The organism is Bariatricus sp. TF06-38A (assembly GCF_027690675.1).
Lineage (GTDB): Bacteria > Bacillota > Clostridia > Lachnospirales > Lachnospiraceae > Allocoprococcus > Allocoprococcus comes.
The window spans coordinates 743-18,721 of sequence record NZ_JAQFCE010000027.1 but is presented as its reverse complement, the minus strand read 5'-3'; the positions used below and the strand labels follow the sequence as shown (position 1 = coordinate 18,721).

16 protein-coding genes and 1 pseudogene are annotated in these 17,979 nt (G+C 44.5%); 1 reads left to right on the top strand and 16 read right to left on the bottom strand.

Features of this window, described 5'->3' with window-relative positions; translation table 11 throughout:
* Window positions 1–14 precede the first annotated feature (14 nt).
* The 16 genes from PG418_RS15935 to PG418_RS15860 all read right to left on the bottom strand — a co-directional run bounded on the left by PG418_RS15935 (window position 15) and on the right by PG418_RS15860 (window position 17,491).
* Complete coding sequence (locus PG418_RS15935; protein WP_270475681.1) at window positions 15–1,196, bottom strand: murein hydrolase activator EnvC family protein; 1,182 nt, start codon at window positions 1,194–1,196, stop codon at window positions 15–17.
* A 26-nt stretch (window positions 1,197–1,222) separates the two neighbouring features.
* Window positions 1,223–2,131, bottom strand: a complete 909-nt coding sequence (ftsX, locus tag PG418_RS15930) for a permease-like cell division protein FtsX (RefSeq protein ID WP_270475680.1) — start codon at window positions 2,129–2,131, stop codon at window positions 1,223–1,225.
* Window positions 2,121–2,807 carry a cell division ATP-binding protein FtsE gene (gene ftsE / locus PG418_RS15925; protein ID WP_008372900.1) on the bottom strand — a complete coding sequence of 229 codons (687 nt, stop codon included), beginning with the start codon at window positions 2,805–2,807 and terminating at the stop codon, window positions 2,121–2,123. Before ftsE ends, ftsX begins: the two co-directional genes overlap by 11 nt.
* 34 nt (window positions 2,808–2,841) lie before the next feature.
* A complete protein-coding gene (locus PG418_RS15920) occupies window positions 2,842–3,930 on the bottom strand; it encodes a PucR family transcriptional regulator (protein WP_055156356.1) in 1,089 nt (362 codons plus the stop codon).
* Between the two features lie 228 nt (window positions 3,931–4,158).
* Complete coding sequence (locus tag PG418_RS15915; RefSeq protein ID WP_022220992.1) at window positions 4,159–4,839, bottom strand: WecB/TagA/CpsF family glycosyltransferase; 681 nt, start codon at window positions 4,837–4,839, stop codon at window positions 4,159–4,161.
* Window positions 4,840–4,951: 112 nt separating this feature from the next.
* The gene (locus tag PG418_RS15910) at window positions 4,952–5,164 is read right to left on the bottom strand and encodes an alpha/beta-type small acid-soluble spore protein (RefSeq protein ID WP_022220993.1); all 213 of its coding nucleotides are present in this window, start codon (window positions 5,162–5,164) and stop codon (window positions 4,952–4,954) included.
* Between the two features lie 142 nt (window positions 5,165–5,306).
* Window positions 5,307–5,498: a PspC domain-containing protein gene (locus tag PG418_RS15905; protein WP_008372894.1), complete on the bottom strand. Its 192-nt coding sequence runs from the start codon at window positions 5,496–5,498 to the stop codon at window positions 5,307–5,309.
* Between the two features lie 89 nt (window positions 5,499–5,587).
* Window positions 5,588–6,457, bottom strand: a complete 870-nt coding sequence (locus PG418_RS15900) for a DUF4097 family beta strand repeat-containing protein (RefSeq protein WP_270475679.1) — start codon at window positions 6,455–6,457, stop codon at window positions 5,588–5,590.
* Window positions 6,454–7,293, bottom strand: a complete 840-nt coding sequence (locus PG418_RS15895) for a DUF1700 domain-containing protein (protein WP_270475678.1) — start codon at window positions 7,291–7,293, stop codon at window positions 6,454–6,456. Before PG418_RS15895 ends, PG418_RS15900 begins: the two co-directional genes overlap by 4 nt.
* Window positions 7,290–7,613, bottom strand: coding sequence for a PadR family transcriptional regulator (locus tag PG418_RS15890; protein ID WP_008372886.1), 324 nt, complete (start codon window positions 7,611–7,613; stop codon window positions 7,290–7,292). Before PG418_RS15890 ends, PG418_RS15895 begins: the two co-directional genes overlap by 4 nt.
* 365 nt (window positions 7,614–7,978) lie before the next feature.
* On the bottom strand, window positions 7,979–8,251 hold the full coding sequence (locus tag PG418_RS15885; protein ID WP_082424231.1) for a DUF1294 domain-containing protein: 273 nt from the start codon (window positions 8,249–8,251) through the stop codon (window positions 7,979–7,981).
* Window positions 8,244–11,888, bottom strand: coding sequence for a helicase-exonuclease AddAB subunit AddA (gene addA, locus PG418_RS15880; protein WP_498837683.1), 3,645 nt, complete (start codon window positions 11,886–11,888; stop codon window positions 8,244–8,246). The genes PG418_RS15885 and addA overlap by 8 nt, the downstream gene beginning before the upstream one ends.
* Window positions 11,879–15,232 carry a PD-(D/E)XK nuclease family protein gene (locus PG418_RS15875; RefSeq protein WP_498837682.1) on the bottom strand — a complete coding sequence of 1,118 codons (3,354 nt, stop codon included), beginning with the start codon at window positions 15,230–15,232 and terminating at the stop codon, window positions 11,879–11,881. The genes addA and PG418_RS15875 overlap by 10 nt, the downstream gene beginning before the upstream one ends.
* 3 nt (window positions 15,233–15,235) lie before the next feature.
* Complete coding sequence (hflX, locus tag PG418_RS15870; protein WP_022220997.1) at window positions 15,236–16,477, bottom strand: GTPase HflX; 1,242 nt, start codon at window positions 16,475–16,477, stop codon at window positions 15,236–15,238.
* Between the two features lie 60 nt (window positions 16,478–16,537).
* Window positions 16,538–17,092, bottom strand: coding sequence for a tetratricopeptide repeat protein (locus PG418_RS15865; protein WP_049938179.1), 555 nt, complete (start codon window positions 17,090–17,092; stop codon window positions 16,538–16,540).
* Between the two features lie 39 nt (window positions 17,093–17,131).
* A complete protein-coding gene (locus tag PG418_RS15860) occupies window positions 17,132–17,491 on the bottom strand; it encodes an ArsR/SmtB family transcription factor (protein ID WP_022220999.1) in 360 nt (119 codons plus the stop codon).
* A 307-nt stretch (window positions 17,492–17,798) separates the two neighbouring features.
* On the opposite strand from PG418_RS15860, the pseudogene PG418_RS15855 reads away from it, so the two are divergent.
* Window positions 17,799–17,979: pseudogene (locus tag PG418_RS15855) on the top strand (transposase); the annotation flags it as partial.

Sequence of the window (17,979 nt, the reverse complement as noted above, 5' to 3'; positions counted from 1 at the left end):
TGTTATGTATTATCTTACAGATAGTTCAGTGGATTGACCGGTACACCACCTACATGAACTTCAAAGTGAAGATGTGGTCCTGTGGAAATTCCGGTCGTACCGACATTTCCGATCACCTGACCTCTTGCCACCGTCTGTCCCACGCTAACATTCATCGAACTCAGATGCTGATACCATGTCTGCATTCCATTACCGTGATTGATTACGATGTAATTTCCACGTGCACTGTTGTACTGTGCGGTAATAACGGTACCGGAATCAGCCGCATAAACTGCTGCTCCGTATCCTGCACCATAATCGATTCCGTCATGACCGGTTGTTGCACCTGCAGTCGGTGCCACACGTCCGCCAAAGCCACTGGTAATCGCTGCTCCCGGTACCGGATGTGTAAGTGATCCGGTTCCCGATGCACTTGCATTGCTGCTTGTATTGCCTGAGCCGCCTGAACTGCTTGTGCCTGACGAAGCTGATGCCTGAGCTGCCGCCGCTGCCTGTGCAGCCTGAGCGGCTGCCGTTGCTTCTGCTTCTTTTCTGCGGGCTTCTGCCGCCTCTGCTTCTGCAATCAGCTGCTTCAGTTTGTCAGCATTACTACTGATCTCAGATGTCAGGTTATCGATCTGAATGTTCTTATCAGCAAGAAGCTTTTCTACATTTGCCTGTTCTCCCGCAAGTTCATCCTGCAGGCTTTCCAGCTCTGCATACTCTTTTTTAAGTGCATTTTCTCTGTTCTCAACATCTTTTCTTGTATCTTCGTATTCTACAAGAAGTTCACGGTCACATTTGGAAATCTTGTTGATGTATTCTGCTTTGTTCAGCAGATCTGCAATACTGTTAGCTTCCATCAGGATCTCCAGGAATTCATTGCTCCCGTTCTCATACATATACTTGATACGTAGCTTCATCGTCTGGTACTGGTCATCTTCGTTGGCTTTCGCAGTTACCAGCTCTGTCTCTGCATCATTGATCTCCGTCTCTTTTGCAGTCAGATCTGACTGTGTCTTCTCCATTTTTGATACAATGGAATCCAGTTCAGAAGAAAGTTCCGACTTCTCCGCCTCAGCCGTATTCTTCTGCTGTTCCAGCTCCTGCTGCTTCTTTTTCGCATCCGAAATATCATCAGCCTGTGCCGGAATTACCATACCGAAGCAAAGTGTAAACGCCAGTAACGCCCCAAGTATCTTTTTCCCTCTTATCATATTCGTCTCCCTTAAATATTATGCGACTAGACTCTTAAGTGCTTTCTAATCGTAAAGAAACTTCCCACAAAACCAATTCCGATTCCCAGTAAAAGTCCGACCGGAAGCAGTGTCTTGTATACCTGCCCCACCGGAAGGAAATCCAGAATATTATTCAGCAGGCTGAATTTTGTAAGAATATAAGTAATTGCTTTATTATAAAGTACATAAAGGATACCAAGCGGAATCGCCGCACCGACAAGACCGATCAGGATACCTTCAATGATGAACGGTGCCCGTACAAAACCATCCTTCGCACCGATATATTTCATAATTGCAATCTCTTCCCTTCGGACAGTAATACCCATTGTGACCGTATTGCTGATCAGGAAAATGGATACTGCCAGAAGAATCGCAATGATAACAACCGATACATACCATACCAGCTTGTTCACACTGTTCAGTGTATTGGCTACGGTATCTGATTTGTTAACCTTGCGAACCCCGTCAAGGCTTTCCGCAAAGGAAACCAGCTTCTTCTGTGAAGCCACATCTGTCATATATACTTCATAGTTGTCAGATCCTGCCAGAGGGTTATCATTTTTAAATCCTTCTGCAAGGTCACTTGATTCGCCAAAATACTGATCTTTAAATGTATCCCATGCTTCGTCCGCAGACACATACTTGATATCTTTTACACCATCCTGCTTTTTAAGCTGTGCGCCAATATTATCAATCTGCTCCTGCGTTGCATCATCATTAAAAAATACAGTGATTGCCACACCTTCTTCTGCTTTGTGTACAATATACTGAAAGTTCATAATAATTGAGAAAAACAGTCCGAACACAAAGATACATGCAGCCATAGTTGCAACAGATGCCAGTGAAAACATCTTATTTCTTCCAATATTCTTAACTCCCTGTTTCACGGAGTATCCAACTGTACTAATCCTCATGCTTATACCCACCTTCTTGTTCGTCGCTGACAATGACACCCTTCTTCATCGTAATAACGCGCTTTTTCATCTCGTTTACAATTTCCTGGTTGTGAGTAACTACCAGAACTGTAGTTCCTCTCTCGTTCGCTTCTTCAAGAAGTTTCATGATCTCCCATGAGTTGGTTGGATCCAGGTTTCCTGTCGGCTCATCAGCCAGCAAAATAGCAGGCTCATTTACAACAGCTCTGGCAATTGCAACTCTCTGCTGTTCCCCACCGGACAATTCCTTCGGGAACGCTTTGTACTTCTGTGCCAGTCCGACAAGTGACAGAGCCGCCGGCACTTTCTTTTTGATGACACGGGTTGATTTTTCTGTAACCCGCTGTGCAAATGCAATATTCTCATAAATATTGCGGTCTTTCAGAAGTCTGAAATCCTGGAATACAACGCCGATTCCTCTTCTGTACTGCGGAATCTGGCGATGTTTCATACGATTCAGATTCTGACCGTTGACAATAATCGTACCTGACGTTGGTTCGATCTCCTTCATCAGAAGACGTATCAACGTAGACTTTCCGGAACCGCTGTCTCCAACTACGAATACGAACTCTCCCTGTTCGATCCGAAGGTTGATACCATTGAGTGCAGCAATACCCTTCGAGTATTCCTTGGTAACTTCTTTAAGTTCTATCATATGCTCCTCCTAATTATCCATACTCCGATATAACTTAATACTCCAGTGTTTCCATGTATTTCATATATTTGACTACCATCAGCGCGATCTTAAATGTGATTGCGTCCTCAAATACGCGCAGATCCAGTCCTGTGCTCTTCTGCAGTTTGTCAAGACGGTACACCAGTGTATTTCTGTGAATATACAGCTGTCTTGATGTCTCGGAAACATTCAGGCTGTTCTCAAAGAACTTATTGATGGTCGTGAGCGTCTCTTCATCAAATTCGTCCGGAGATTTCCCCTCAAAAATTTCGCGGATAAACATCTTGCAGAGCGGAATTGGAAGCTGATAGATCAGTCGTCCGATTCCAAGCGCACTATATGCAATAACTTCCTTCTCGTCGAAGAAGATCTTTCCTACATCGAGCGCAAGCTTCGCTTCTTTGTAAGACTTGGATACTTCTTTGATGTCATTGACGATCGTACCATATGCGATACGGACATTCTCTTCTCCTTCTGCTTTCAGAAGATCAAGAATCTCATGTGCAGTCTTGTCCATCTCCGGATATCCATCGCCAGGACCTAATTCTTTTACTACGATGATGTTCTTCTCATCAACAGCTGTAATAAAGTCCTTGCCCTTTCCACCCAGAACAGAACGGAGACTGTCAAGCGCACTGACATCTCTTTCCCGAGAAGTCTCAACTATAAAGATATCACGTTTTACCTCTGTGTCAATATGTAATTTTTTGGCGCGATTATAAATATCCACCAGAAGAAGGTTGTCAAGAAGAAGGTTTTTGATGAAATTATCCTTGTCAAAACGCTCCTTATATGCTACCAGAAGATTCTGGATCTGGAAGGCTGCAATCTTGCCAACCATATAAACATCTTCACTGCCGCCATTGGCGATCAGAATGTACTCCAGCTGGTGTTCATCATAAATTTTGAAAAACTGATACCCCTGAATCACCTGACTTTCTGCCGGAGATTCTACAAACGAAAGAACGGCATTCTCATAATCTCCAGGCTCCGGAAATGTTGTCGCCAAAGTCTTTCCATCTGTATCCATCACTCCAAGATCAATCCTTGTAATTGATTTCAACCCTTCAATCGTATTCTGCAGTATCTGATTTGATATCATATTCTCTCTCCTCCATCCTCCGTGGTTCTATACACTTTGTACAATCTTCATCCCCCGCAACTGTGGACTTAGCCATATACATATAATACTTTAATACATATTACCAAAAAAATAAAGAGGAAATCACATTTTTTTATGCATTTCCTCAATTGAGTTTATTATAAAATTTATTCTATCAAAAAAGATTTTTTGATTTTTTTTATTATTTTCAATCTTTTGTCGCTTCAATTATACTTCTTTTCTTTTTTGCTCTTTTTTGATCTCCCGTTTTAAAATCCTTTTACCGATAAAATTTTTCAGGTGATCTGCCCAGTTCTCACCATTTGCAAAGGAAGCAATACTATGTCCTGTTCCAAACCACATTCTGGTATTCAGCTGCTCTTTGCACCGGTAAACAAACTGTTCCTGCCAAGGGAAATCCATGCTGGCAATCACACAGTCTACTTCTCCGCCGTTGACCAGATTGGTGATCCTGTCATCCTCACTTTCGTCTGCCGGTACTGCTTTCATACCGACAACCTGAATCCCACTGTATGCCTCATGCAGATAGCCCTGCAGTCTGTCTCCTTCTTCCTCAGATCCTGCCAGTATAAATATCTTACAGCGGTTCTTATGAAAATAATGGAATACCATCTTCAGCATCGTCTGATCCTCCATCTCCTGGATCCGCTTTCTATCTGTGATCTTTGCAGCTTCAAGAATCGCCATATCTCCCGGAAGCAGAAGATCCAGTTTCTCCAGCTCTTCCTTCATACCGTCAAGCTGTGTCGCTCTCATCAGGGTATCCACCGTAACAATATCTACTGTGTTAAGTTCTTCTGTCTGCATATATTCTGCAATGATCTTCATCGCATCTTTTGCCGTACAGTTATCAAGCTGTACGTCCAGTACGTTCATTTTTTCATTCATTTGCCTCACCCGTTCCATTTTCTCGGTTTTTGCGGTCAAGCGATTATATCAAACATACAGTGCTTTTTCAACAAACGTTGCAAAATATTCACATTTTTTAAAATTTGTAATATTATTGTAAATTCCCAGTCTCATTCTTCCTGGATTTTTTTGAAATGATTCCTCCGATCCGCCCGGTTTCTTTTGATGACAGACTCTTCCAGCCATCTTCCAGAACCTTATCGAGAAGTCCAAGCTCCTCCGCAATCTCGTATTTTACCCGCTCACTTGTTTCCAGATTGGGGATATCTTCGCGTCTGATTTTCTTTGTCTTTGTGCTTTTCATACCTTTCAACTCCTTTTTCAGAGTGTTTCCCCAATTACGGATTTTATACATTTATACCTGGTTATTATAAAAGAAGCCGGAAACATTACTTCCGACTTCTTCTCCTTCTGCCTTTTCTTTATCGGCAAAGCTCTCTTATTTTTTATTCTGGATCCGGAATGATAACTGCTGCAACAAAATAGGCAACCACGGCAGTCCCACAGCTTACGCAAGCCAGCAAAACACCTCCAAGCCGGATCAATGTAGGATCGATATTAAAATATTCTCCAAGACCTCCACATACACCGCAGATCTTACGGTTTGTTACGGATCTGTATAATCTTTTCTGTTCCATAAAAATTCCTCCTAAAAGTTTCTCCTATTTTTGTGTTTCTTCTATTATATATGTGTTTCATCTGATAGATTTTTCTGTCTATGTTAATTCTAATGGAAACGGATCTCCACGCTGCCTGCTCCGTTCGATATCTCAATCGTGCGTTTACTGCCATTATCGATTGACTTCTCTGTGCTTAAGCCGCCAAGATCTATATCTTCTCCAATTTCTATCGAACCGGCACTACTATCCAGTTCATAATTATAATCCTCCACTTTTCCTTCCAGATTCAGTGTGACGCTTCCAGCACCACAGTCAATGTCCACTTCTTTTTCCACTGTTCCATAAAAATCCAGACTTCCGGCACCTGTTTCTACATCTAACTCCTCTATATCTGCATTTTTTATTGTACAGCCTGATGCCCCGCTTTCAATCTTAAGGCTTTTCGCATTTAGTCCATCGATCTCTGCTGTTACTGCACCATATTCCATGTCCACCTGATCGAACTTGTAATCTCTTGGAAGATAGATCACAAGTATTCCCTTTACGTTTCTCACATTTTTGAAATCGAAACTGCTGCGCATTTTCGTTGTTATTTCCAGGGTTTTCCTGTCATCGGACAGTCTTTTCTGCACTGCATCTTCCGTTTTCATCCTGGAATCATCCACATGGATCTTATCATCCGTCCCCGTCTTGATCTGTACCTCACTTGCACCGATATCAAGCTTCAGATTCTCTACGTTCGAAAATGTCTCCCCTGATACAACATTTTCTGTCTCTTCCGGCTCATCATCGTCGTCATCATCCCAATCTTCCTCGAAAGAAACGTAATTCTTTCTTATAATACCAATTCCATTCGGATATGCTTTTTCAAACTGTGAAAATGTGACTCCAAGGCATAACGCAATGATACAAAATACAACTCCTGCCCCTGTCAGGCTTATAATAACTGTCCAGAAAATCTTCCATCCTTTTTTCATCTGCATTCACCTCTCTTTTTCTGAAATGGTCTGCGACAAAGATTTACAAGACCACGGAACATCATTGGAATCAGTTTGATGCATCCCCATCCGATCAATACTGTAAATACTGCCCCAAGTGCCAGCAGCAGGCAGCCGACACCAAGCATTCCAATTCCAAGAACCGGGGAATAAAACAGCTGACCAAATCCGTGAATCCCCAACAGAATCCCTACGGCTGCGGTTGCAACTGCTGCCACCCAGATTGCTATTGCTGATATTGCAAGTACGACCAGAACTCCAAATGCCGCCAAAAGAAGACCAAGTGCTGTCGGAACTACAATTGGAAGCCCAATCAAAAGGATACAGATGATCAAAATGATCTTGCCGGCACTAGATCTCTTCCGCGGCATTTCTGTCGTCTGACCCGCACCATATCCCTGATTTCCCGCATATGTATATCCCTGATTAGAATTGGCTGTATAAGAATACTGTCTTTCTGAAAATGGATTCCTGTCATTCTGTGACTGGCTTTCTCCACATGTCTCCGAATAGCTGTCTTTATAATAGCCATCTTTTCCCGCCGGATACTCACTGGTATCAAAACGTCTGTCCTGATATCCTCTCTCTCCGTACTCTCCATAACTTTCCGCCTCATCGGTATTGCCATTTACCCCGGAACGAATCGTATCTGCAAGCTTTGCAGGACTTCCCAGCTCTTCGATTACCTTTTCTTCATTCTCGCTTCCGGCATCATCAAAATAATCGTTGTAATACTGCATTGCTTCTTCTCTTTCTTCTTTCGAAATTCCTTGAAGCAGTGCATCTAATTCCCTCATATACTCTGTACGGCTCATTCGGCTGCACCTCCCTCGAACATCTCTGTAATCTTCCTTGTGTAGTTCTTCCATTCGACTTTATACAAATTAAGCTGTGCCATTCCTTTTTCTGTAACTTTATAGTATCTGCGGTTTCTTCCGTCAAACTGCATATCGTAGACTTCCAGGCATTCATCTTTCTGAAGTCTTCTGAGTACCGGGTACATCGTTGATTCCGATACATCCAGAACTCTCCGGACATCCTGTGTGATCTTATATCCATAGGTTCCTTCCTGTTCCCGTGATACAACGGCAAGCACGATTGCATCAAGGAGGGCAGCTCCGGTGTTAAATACCATATGATTCACATCCTTTTATTGTTTGTTATATTGTTTTGTTAAGCATATTATACGTTATATAATATAGTAAGTCAATGTAATATTGTATAAGACTTTCTGAAGATTTCCTAAAGAAATGGGTGGGAGACGGATGGTGGGAGGGAGGTTGTGACAGCTTGCGGATAGAAATAAAGTCCACCGCTTCCCACGGGGCGAAATTTGAAGGATTGTGAAAGGGGGGGGACGGGTCGACTGCAAAATTTGGAGAAGGGAAGTTATATAAAGAGGCGCAGCGCCCCTGGGTGGATAGTTTCGTTTGGTATTATGTTTTGGATAAAGGAGACGCACAGCGCCTGTAAGGCGACTGTGCTGGGGGATCAAATATTTTAAATATGGGGGTAAAGAAAATATGTAATTACTATTTGAATGATTAGAATAATAGGAATTCCTAATTTGAATTTCAGGTGGCGGGTTTTGTGGTGGTAGTGTTTCATGGCGAGGAGGGCGGCTGGGGAGCCGCCCAGAAGGGCCAGGAGGATGAGGGTGCGTTCGGGGATTCGCCATTTGTTTTGGCGGGCTTTGGTTTTATCGGCGGCGTAGGTGAAGTAGGTGATGATGTTGATCAATAGCAGGTATGCAAGGAGTATTATTTTAATCATTTTTGTAGTCCTCCAGGTGGATTTCTTTGCGAAGGGTGAAGGAGTAGATGATCTGTTCTTTTACTTTTTTCCGGATGATCTGTTCAAGGGCTTTGGTGTAAAGGCGGAGCTGTTCCCGGTAGCGGTCTTTTAGTTCAGCTTGGGTTTGTACACGGTCGGTTTTATAATCGAGTACGATGATTTCTCCGTCTTCTTCAAAGTAAGCATCAATAATTCCCTGGATCAGTACCATTTCACCCTTTTTCTGATCCGGATAAAATTCTTTTGCATCTACACCGAGAACAAACGGCTGCTCGCGGTAAAGTGTTTTTGCCCTGGCTGCATTTTGCATTCTTTTTCCCACATTCGTATTAAGAAACTCCATAATTTCTTTTTTTTGAATACACCCGGCTGTTCCCGCATCCAGGTATCCTTCGTTTTTCAGATTCTCTATGTTTTCCCGCAGTAAATCCATCGTATATATTTTCGAAAAATCGAGAAGCTCCATTACTTTATGATAAGCTGTTCCTTTTGTTGCTCCTTTTACCTCTTCTTCCTCTTTCATAAAATTCGGAAGGATTGGAACAATCTCCTCTTCCGGAATCAGTATTTCTCCATCTTCTTCTTCCGAAGCTGCCGCATATTTTTTCAGCTCTGACACGGTGTACTTCATTTTCAGCTGATCTTCACCCTGATACGGATATCTGTAGGAAAATGCTTCCTCGATTTTTGCCCGAAAACGTTCATCTGTCACAGACATCGGATGTTCTTCTGCTTCTATTTTTTCAAGGAACACCTCTTTTTCCAGATAATCTGCTGCTTCCTTATCCACTTCACCTTCTACAAGCGTATCAACACCAATCACTTTTAATTCGATTGGAACTTCTTCTGTTTTACGCACTGCCGCCGGAAGGATCCAGTCATAATAAGACGTTGCACGTGCAAGTTTTGTAAAGTCCAGTGTTTCTTTCTGACTATTTTCCTGTTCCAGCTGACAGGCTTCCAGTTTGTCTGCCGCATGTGGAACCGTTCCGGTAAGAATCAGCTTTTCCTTTGCACGTGTAAGTGCTACATAAAGCACACGAAGCTCCTCACCAAGATTTTCCAGACCGATTTCATTTTGAATAACTTTCTTTAATAGTGTCGGAGATTTGGTTCGCCGCTCCAGATCGATCGCATCGATTCCAAGCCCCAGATCCGGATGGATCACAACACTTGCCGTGGTATCCTGAATGTTGAACCTCTTTCCCATTCCGGTCACAATCACAACCGGGAATTCCAATCCTTTACTCTTATGGATACTCATCAGACGAACTGCATCCGTCTGCTCATCGTAAAGCCCGGCTTCCCCAAAGTCTACATTATATTTCTTGAGCTGATCAATATAACGGACAAAATGATACAGTCCCTTATAACTGGTTGCCTCAAATGCCTTTGCCCTGGTGATCAGCATATCAAGATTCGCGCGCCTTCCTTTTCCTCCTGGCATTGCCGCGATATAATCCCGGTATCCTGTCTTTTTCATGATCTCCCACAGGAGATCATGGATTGCCGTGTACGGTATCCTCTCCCGGAAATAAAAGAGCCATCCAAATACATCGCGCACTTTTTTCAGAATGCCCGCCGGAAGATCTGTCTTTTTTTCCGGATCCGCTGTTTCCAGCACATTCTGATAAAATGGTACTTCTGCATTCAATTCTCTGATCTGTGCCAGTTCTTCATTTGTCATTCTTCCAAACGGGGATTTCAGCACTGCAACGAGTGGAATGTCCTGACGAAAATTGTCAAGTACACGCAGATAGTCCATCATCCATCCAATTTCCAGAGTTTCAAAATACCCATCTGCCGATTCAGCCAGAACCGGTATTCCCTCATCCTGCAAAATTCGTGTAACAGTATCGGTCCACCCTGCAGGGCTTCTTGTCAGGATTACAATATCCTGATAGCGTATCGGTCGCAACATTCCCGTTTCTTTATCTACAATCTGCTGATTTTCCATCAGCTCTCCGATTCTTTGTGCGATCAGACGGACTTCCAGCTCTTTTGCCGTCTGGCTTCCGCTTCGCACAGAAAGCCCGGTATCCTCTTCCTCACTTTTTGTATCCAGAAGAAGGATTTCTGTCTCATTCTTTTCGGATTCCGGGTAAGAAGCTCCCACATAAAGTGCAGCATTCTCATCGTATGTGATCCTTCCAAGCTCTTCGGTCATGATCTGTCGGAAAATGAAGTTTACCGCATCCAGCACTTCTGCACGGCTTCGGAAATTTTTGTGCAGATCGATTCGCCTGTTTCCTCCGTCCGTCAGACTGTAGGTATTGAATTTTTCCATGAAAAGCTCCGGCCTTGACAAGCGGAAACGGTAAATACTCTGCTTCACATCTCCTACCATGAAGAGATTATTTTCCCCTCTGCTGATCCGGGACACACTGGTCAGGATCGCCTCCTGGATCAGGTTACTGTCCTGATATTCATCGATCATTACTTCCTCAAATGTATTCTGATACTCCTTGGCCACCTCAGAAGGCACTCTTTTTCCGTTTTCTTTTCTTGTCAGGATCTGCAAGGCAAACTGTTCCATATCCCGGAAATCGATCAGATTTTTTTCTGCCTTCTTAGCTGCAAGTACCCTCTGGTATTCTTTTACCAGACTGACCAGCTCATGCATCACCGGAATGCAGATTTTCCGGTCTGCTTCCATCTCAGATGGCGGCTGGAAAAAATAATTGTTTCGAATGTCATCGATAAGTTTCTTCCAGGTATCCCGATAGGCTCTTACCTGCTCTCTTTTTGTCGGATCTACTGCGTCATCTTTCTTTCTGGACAGAGTTTTCCATGCCGGCTTTTCTTTCAGTGCCTCATACATTTCTTCATAGCTCTTTGCCGCAAAAAGCTTTCTCAGAACTTTCTGATCCGCTTCCAGCATTTCTCCATACATATACGGTCCGTCCGGTTCCATGCAGATCTGGTCCGCTTTTTCCATCAGCATCTGCATATCCGCAACTGTTCTCCGGATATACTCCATCACCTTTTCAATATAAATGGCTTTTTCCCCGCTCTCTTCGTACATCCTTGCACAGTCATCCAGCCACTCCTCCGGATCCGGATAACTTCCGGCAAATTCATACAGTCTGCTGATGATTTCTTCCACCTGCAGATCTTCCCTTCCGGTTGCAAAAGTCTCCACAAAACGCAGGAAATCCTCGTTTCCTTCTTCATATTTTGCTTCCAGAAGCTCTTTCATCACGTCCTGCTTCAAAAGCTTTAATTCTCCTTCTTCCGCAATACGGAATCCCGGATCCAGATCGATCGTGTGAAAATACTCCCGGATCACAGACAGGCAGAAGCTGTGGATCGTTGTAATCTTTGCTGTATGGATCAGGGCAGACTGCCGCTTCAGATGTTCACTTGACGGATCCTCCTCCAGCTCCTTCTCAATCGCAGCACCGATTCTTTCTTTCATCTCAGCCGCCGCCGCCTCAGTGTAGGTCACGATCAGCATATGGTCGACATCCACCGGATTTGCATCCCTTGTCAGCCTCGCAATAATCCGCTCCACCAGAACAGCAGTTTTCCCGGAACCAGCGGCTGCTGACACCAGAATATTATGATCGCGCAGGTCGATCACCTGCTGCTGTTCTTCGGTCCATTTTACTCCCATGTCTGCTTCTCCTCTTCCAGCTTCGCCATAATTTTCTCCATTACAATTTCCTTCGGAAGCTTCTCAAGCTTCCGGTATTCATATCCTTCGATCTGCTCATCAAATCCGCAGATATCCCGGTATGGGCAATACGTACAGCCATTTTGTGTACCCATCTCATACGGCAGTGCCTCCGCCTTTCCGCGGTACATTGCTCCCTGAAGATCAGTCCGTCTTTTCTGTGCATAAGTCAGCACTGCATCAAACTCTTCCGGCAGGAGCATTTTGGATGCTTTGGAATAGCCGCTTTTCGTCTTTCCTGCCGGAATCACAAGCGAATTCCCCGAAAAATCCGCATCCAGTCTCTGAATCACGGCATCCTCCTGACGGATGATTCCATCCAGCCGAAGCTCCTTTAAAATTGCCTCTTCCAGTTTTTCTTCATCCAGCTCTTTCCCGACGATCGGATCCTTCATCCGATAGTAGAAAATGCCTGCCGGCACAATCTTTTTACCCGGATGTTTTCTTTCCTCCAGCCGGACTGCTTCTTCCATATACACCACCAGCTGCATCTGCAGACCATGATAAAAAGCTGCCATATCAAAACTCTTTGCCCCGGTTTTATAATCCAGGATCTTCACATAGACCTGATCTTCCGTCTCACATGTATCGATCCTGTCAATCTTTCCGCTTCCAAAGCTTACCTCATAGCCCTCCGGTTTAAAGCTTCCCTTCCGAAGCTGCTTTGTCATCGCCCAGACCGTCCGGTTCATCATACGTTTCATACGTGGCACGATATACGCGTTCCGCGCACTGCTGTAGATTACGGTATTGCTGTAATCTACGATACTCTCATCCACGCTTTCCGACGCAAACTGTTCCTGCTGCTCCTTTGTAACCTCAGTCCATTCCAGGCCTTCCCGTTCTACCCGTCGGGCATATTTTTCCAGTGCTTTATGAAAAATATTTCCAAAATCAAGAGCAGCAAATTCATAGACCTCTCTCTCCTTAAGGCGAAGTCCATAGATCAGAAAATGCGCACAGGCACAGGCAGCAAATTTCTCCAGTCTTGAAATGCTTGGTGCCCAGTCTCCATATAGCTTCCGTGCGGTCTGCAAAGTCAGATTGTCCTCCGGCCTGCGGTATCTGCTGATCCTTGCCAGATCGTGCACCTTTTCGTTCCAGTCCTCCTGCGCACAATACCAACGGTACAGCTCCTGCCAGCTGCCTTCCTCCATCTTTTTCGGGTTCTGTAATCCTTCGATCAATGACCCGATCCCGGTCTGTGGAAGCATTTCTTTTGTCTCCATCCCATACTGATCCATATTAAATACAGGAAGCTTTGTATACATCCGCTTCAGATCCCCGATCAGATATGCCGCCCTCCTGCTCTTTCCATCGGCCGATACTTTACTGTAGGTCAGCATCAATTCTTCCGTCGGCTTTGTCATGTGCAGATACAGATAAAATTTCTGGATGTAACTTTTTTCTCTTGTTCCCGGTGCAAGCGCAATTCCTCTTTCTTCAAAACGCTCCCGGTCTCTGTCTGAAATCAGTCCACCTGCGGATGCATTTCCCGGAATCAGAGAATCATTGACTCCCAGAAGGATCAGCGCCCGGATATCTTTCAGTCTCGTTCGCTCAATATCTCCTGCCATCACTTCATCCAGACTTGGCGGAATTACACCGATCCTTGCCTCTTCCATTCCGGCATCCAGAAGCTCCCTGTACTCTTTGAGCGCAATCCGCTCATCTCCAAGAAGACTTACAAACTTGTCAAACAGCTCCATCACCACACGATAGATCTGTGCATATTCTTTTGCAAGTGCAAGCTCTCCTGCTTCTGTAAATTGATTCTCCAATACTTTTACCTGCTTCTGGATTTCTTCTTTTTCCAGAAATTCACAGATTGCAAGCGTCACATCCCGCACTGTCTTCTGACGCTGCTTTAAGACAAACACCAGCTCTTCTGTTTTTTCCACAAAGCATACCCGGAGATGATTCAGTACCTCCAACTCTTCCTCGGTCGTATCCTTCGCTCTGCGGATCCATTTTTCCTGCCATTTTTTGTAACCACGGATGCCCAGCGCAAGTACATAATTTTCCAGAAGATCCAATTCCTCACCGGTAAATCCGACCAGATCCGTTCTTAAGAAACGGAACACACTTTCTGCAGAAAAATTCTGTTCTGCCATCGCAAGAAGACTCCGGATATACTCCACAAAAGAATTTAAAAGTACATTCCGCTTATAATCCATGAAAACCGGAATCTCATACTCCCGGAAAGTCTTCTCGATCTCATCCGCATAGAGATTCATGTCACTTGCGATCACCGCGATCTCCCGGTAACGATATTCTTTCTTACGAATTAAAAAACGTATCCTCTGGGCAGCGCATTCTACTTCCATCCTGGGATTTGCCGCTGCATAAACCCGCACATTTGACTGCTTTTCCCTGTAAGTCCTGCCACTGTAACGGAACAGTTCCTTCTCCAGAAATGCAAGTGCCGGCGCATTTCTAAAACGCCAGACCGGCTCCTGGTACAGACAGACCGGCTCTTCGACCAGCACCTTTTCCTCCCCTGCAATCTTCACAAGAGACGTCACCATCTGCTTACTCAGCGCAAACAGCTGATACTTGTCTTTCATCACGTAAGGATCTTCCCTCTTATCCATCGTGACAGTAATCATCACCTTCTGACAATGATGCAGCATTTCCCCCAGTACCTTGTTCTGAAGCGGCGTAAATCCGGTAAACCCATCCAGCGCGATCACACTGTCCTTCAGCATTCTCGATTTGTCCATCACATTGCAGAGAATGTCCAGAATTTCTTCTTTTGTAATATATTTATCTGCAAGATATTCTTCAAATGCCTGATACATCACCTGGATATCCTTCAATTTCCAGGCAAGATACGAAGACTCATCTGCCTCCGTGATCATATCATCCATGCCATCCGGGGAAATGTTGTACTGCGTCAGCTCGGAAATAACGGATTTCACCTCACTGATGTAACCTGGCTTTTTGATATTTCCTTTTAAAACCTTTAGCGAATCTTCTTTTTTCCCCGCGAGTCGCCTGAGAATCAGATTCTTTCCTTCATCATCCAGAATCTCCCTGCTTCCATTCCCTGTTTCTTCCAGAACACGAAAAGCAAGACGTGCAAAACTCAGCACGTCTATGTTCATAATTCCATGTCTCGGATGCCGCAGGACCAGTTCCTTCTGCGTCTGCATCGTGAACTGTTCCGGCACCAGAATAATATAATTAATATCAGGATGTTTCATTGATTCCCGAATGATATGTTCATATAGATAATGTGACTTGCCCGAACCCGGATTTCCAAAAATAAACTGTAAAGCCATCTGTTATACCCTCCCGTCAAGCTCTTTCGGCACGTATGCAGATACATGGATTCCATCTTCTTTGTATTCTTCCTCCAGCAGTTCTCCATACTTCCGGATGAGCTGGATTTTCCCGGATTCCTGATAGGAATAAACTCGTTCGATATAAATTTTCTGCTCCCGCAGGATCTCTTCTATTGCCTGAAGAAGCGCCTCCAGACCTTCTCCGGTCTTTGCAGACACCTGTACGATCCGGTCTGCCTTAAAGTCACGTACCGTCAGGCTTTCCCCGATCCTGTCCATCTTGTTAAATGCCGTGACCACCGGTTTGTCCATTGCCTCCAGACGCTGCAGTGTCTCATACACCACATACATCTGCTCATCCATCTGTGGATTGGATGCATCGACTACATGCAGGATCAGATCCGCATACTTCGCTTCTTCCAGCGTACTTTTAAATGCATCGATCAGATGATGAGGCAACTTCCGGATAAAGCCTACCGTATCTGTCAGAAGAATCTCCTGCCCACTTGGCAGCTTCCGGCTTCTTGTCGTCGGATCAAGAGTTGCAAAAAGCTGATCCTCCTGCAGCACACCGGCTCCGGTCAGTGTGTTGAGAAGCGTGGACTTTCCGGCATTGGTATAACCGACAATTGCCACGACCGGGATCCGGTTCTTCGTCCGCTGTTCGCGTGTCAGTTCCCGGTGTCTCTTCACCTCCCTGAGTTCACGGTTCAGCTGTGCGATCCGGTTCTTGATGAGTCTCCGGTCCATCTCCAGCTTCTTTTCTCCCGGTCCTCTGGTTCCGATTCCACCTCCCAGACGTGACATCGCCCTTCCTGCCCCAGTAAGCTGTGACTGCCGGTACTTAAGCTGTGCCAGTTCTACCTGGATCTTTCCTTCACTTGTAGAAGCCCGTCCTGCAAAAATATCCAGAATGACCATCGTCCGGTCCATTACCTTCACATCCAGAATATCCGTCAGATTGTTCATCTGTGCCGGAGACAGCTCATCATCACAGACGATCCCGGTTGCGTCAAGCTCCCACAAAAGCTCCCGGATTTCCTCAATCTTGCCTTTTCCGACATAAGTTCCCGGATGGACAAGCTCTCTTTTCTGGATTACCCGTCCGACCGCTTCCGCACCTGCGGTCTTCACCAGATCCTTTAACTCATCCAGAGAATCTTCCGTGTCATCGTTCTCCCTTGTACTGACACCGACCAGAATTACCCTTTCCTTTTCTTCTTTTATTTCATAAAGTGCCATATTATTCTCCCCTGCCAGATTTCTTTCCGTCCCGGATCAGATCTGCTCATCCGATCCGCTCTACTGCTGATCTCCTTCCGAAATCTGTGTATTTAAAAATTCCTGCTCTTTCAGCGCTTTTTTGTCATCTGGATTTGCTTTCAGATAACTGTCCAGCTTCTCTTTTGCAGACTGGTAATCCCCTGCTTTTTCATAGGCGACTACCAGATTATATGCCATTTCTTTTAGCAGCTCTTTTCCTGCGCCTGAAAGCTCCTGCCCATTTTCGAAATAATACACTGCCTTTTCCGGTTTATCCAGTTCCAGATCGCAGATTCCCAGAATATTATAAAGAGTTGCTGTCTCTTCCGTTCCATTCTTCAATGCTTTTTCCAACGCCTTCTCTGCCTTTTCATACTTTTTCTGTTCCCAGTAGCAGAGTCCGAGTCCGCGATAAGCCTCTCCCAGATTCTTCTTTTTGTCTACCGCATCCTGGAATTCCACCTCTGCATTTTTATAGTCTTTTTCTTCCAGATACTTCGTTCCTTTTTTTACAGAACCAGCACATCCCGTTACTGTCATACAAAGTGCTACAAGGATCCCTATGATTACCTTTTTCTTTCTTCCTGCTGTCACTGTTATCGTTTCCTTCCTTCTATATTGATATATCATCTGTTATTCCAGAATATGCTCCATTCCCTGGTTCATGATGGTCTGGATATGATCATCAGCAAGGGAATAGAACACCGTTTTTCCTTCCCGTCTGTTCTTCACAAGCTTCATCTGCTTGAGCATCCGGAGCTGATGGGAAATCGCGGACTGCGTCATTCCAAGAACTTCCGCCAGATCACAAACACACATCTCAGACTGAAAAAGAACACATAAAATCCGGATCCGCGTGGTATCTGCAAATACCTTGAAAAAATCAGCAAGATCCTTCAAAACCTCTTCATCCGGTATATGCCCCTCTGCCTTATGTACAAGTTCTTCGTGTATACAAAATGTATCACAACATTCTACTTCTGTCTTTTTCATAGTTACCCCTTTCATATGAACAAGTATTCATATATCTATTATGCCAAATGATCTCTTTACGGTCAACTGTTTCCATTGATTCCGGCATGCAAAGTAAAAAAGAAGTTACTGTTCACTCCCCAATGTCATTTAGTTAAGTTACAGGGTTAGCCCCTAATTGTGGGTCTAACCCAAATTTTTTCAAAAAAGCTACCCAAAGGGTTGACATAGGGTGCAAAATGTGCGGTCGCTCTCGCTACTGATAAATTTGTTGAGGTAGCGAGAGCGGCCCTTGAATTAGTGGTATATCACTTTCTCAAGGAGGCACATGATCATGATCCATCAACAAATCAAAGAACTGTTTTTTTCTTCTGTGGAACACATTGTTTCTGATATTTCACAGTATGCTGTCCATCCCGATTCCGATTTCAAGAGAAGCAAAAAAATCCCTGCCCAGAAACTTATTTCCTTTCTCGTTTCACAAGGCTCATCTTCCACCAGGGTTGAAA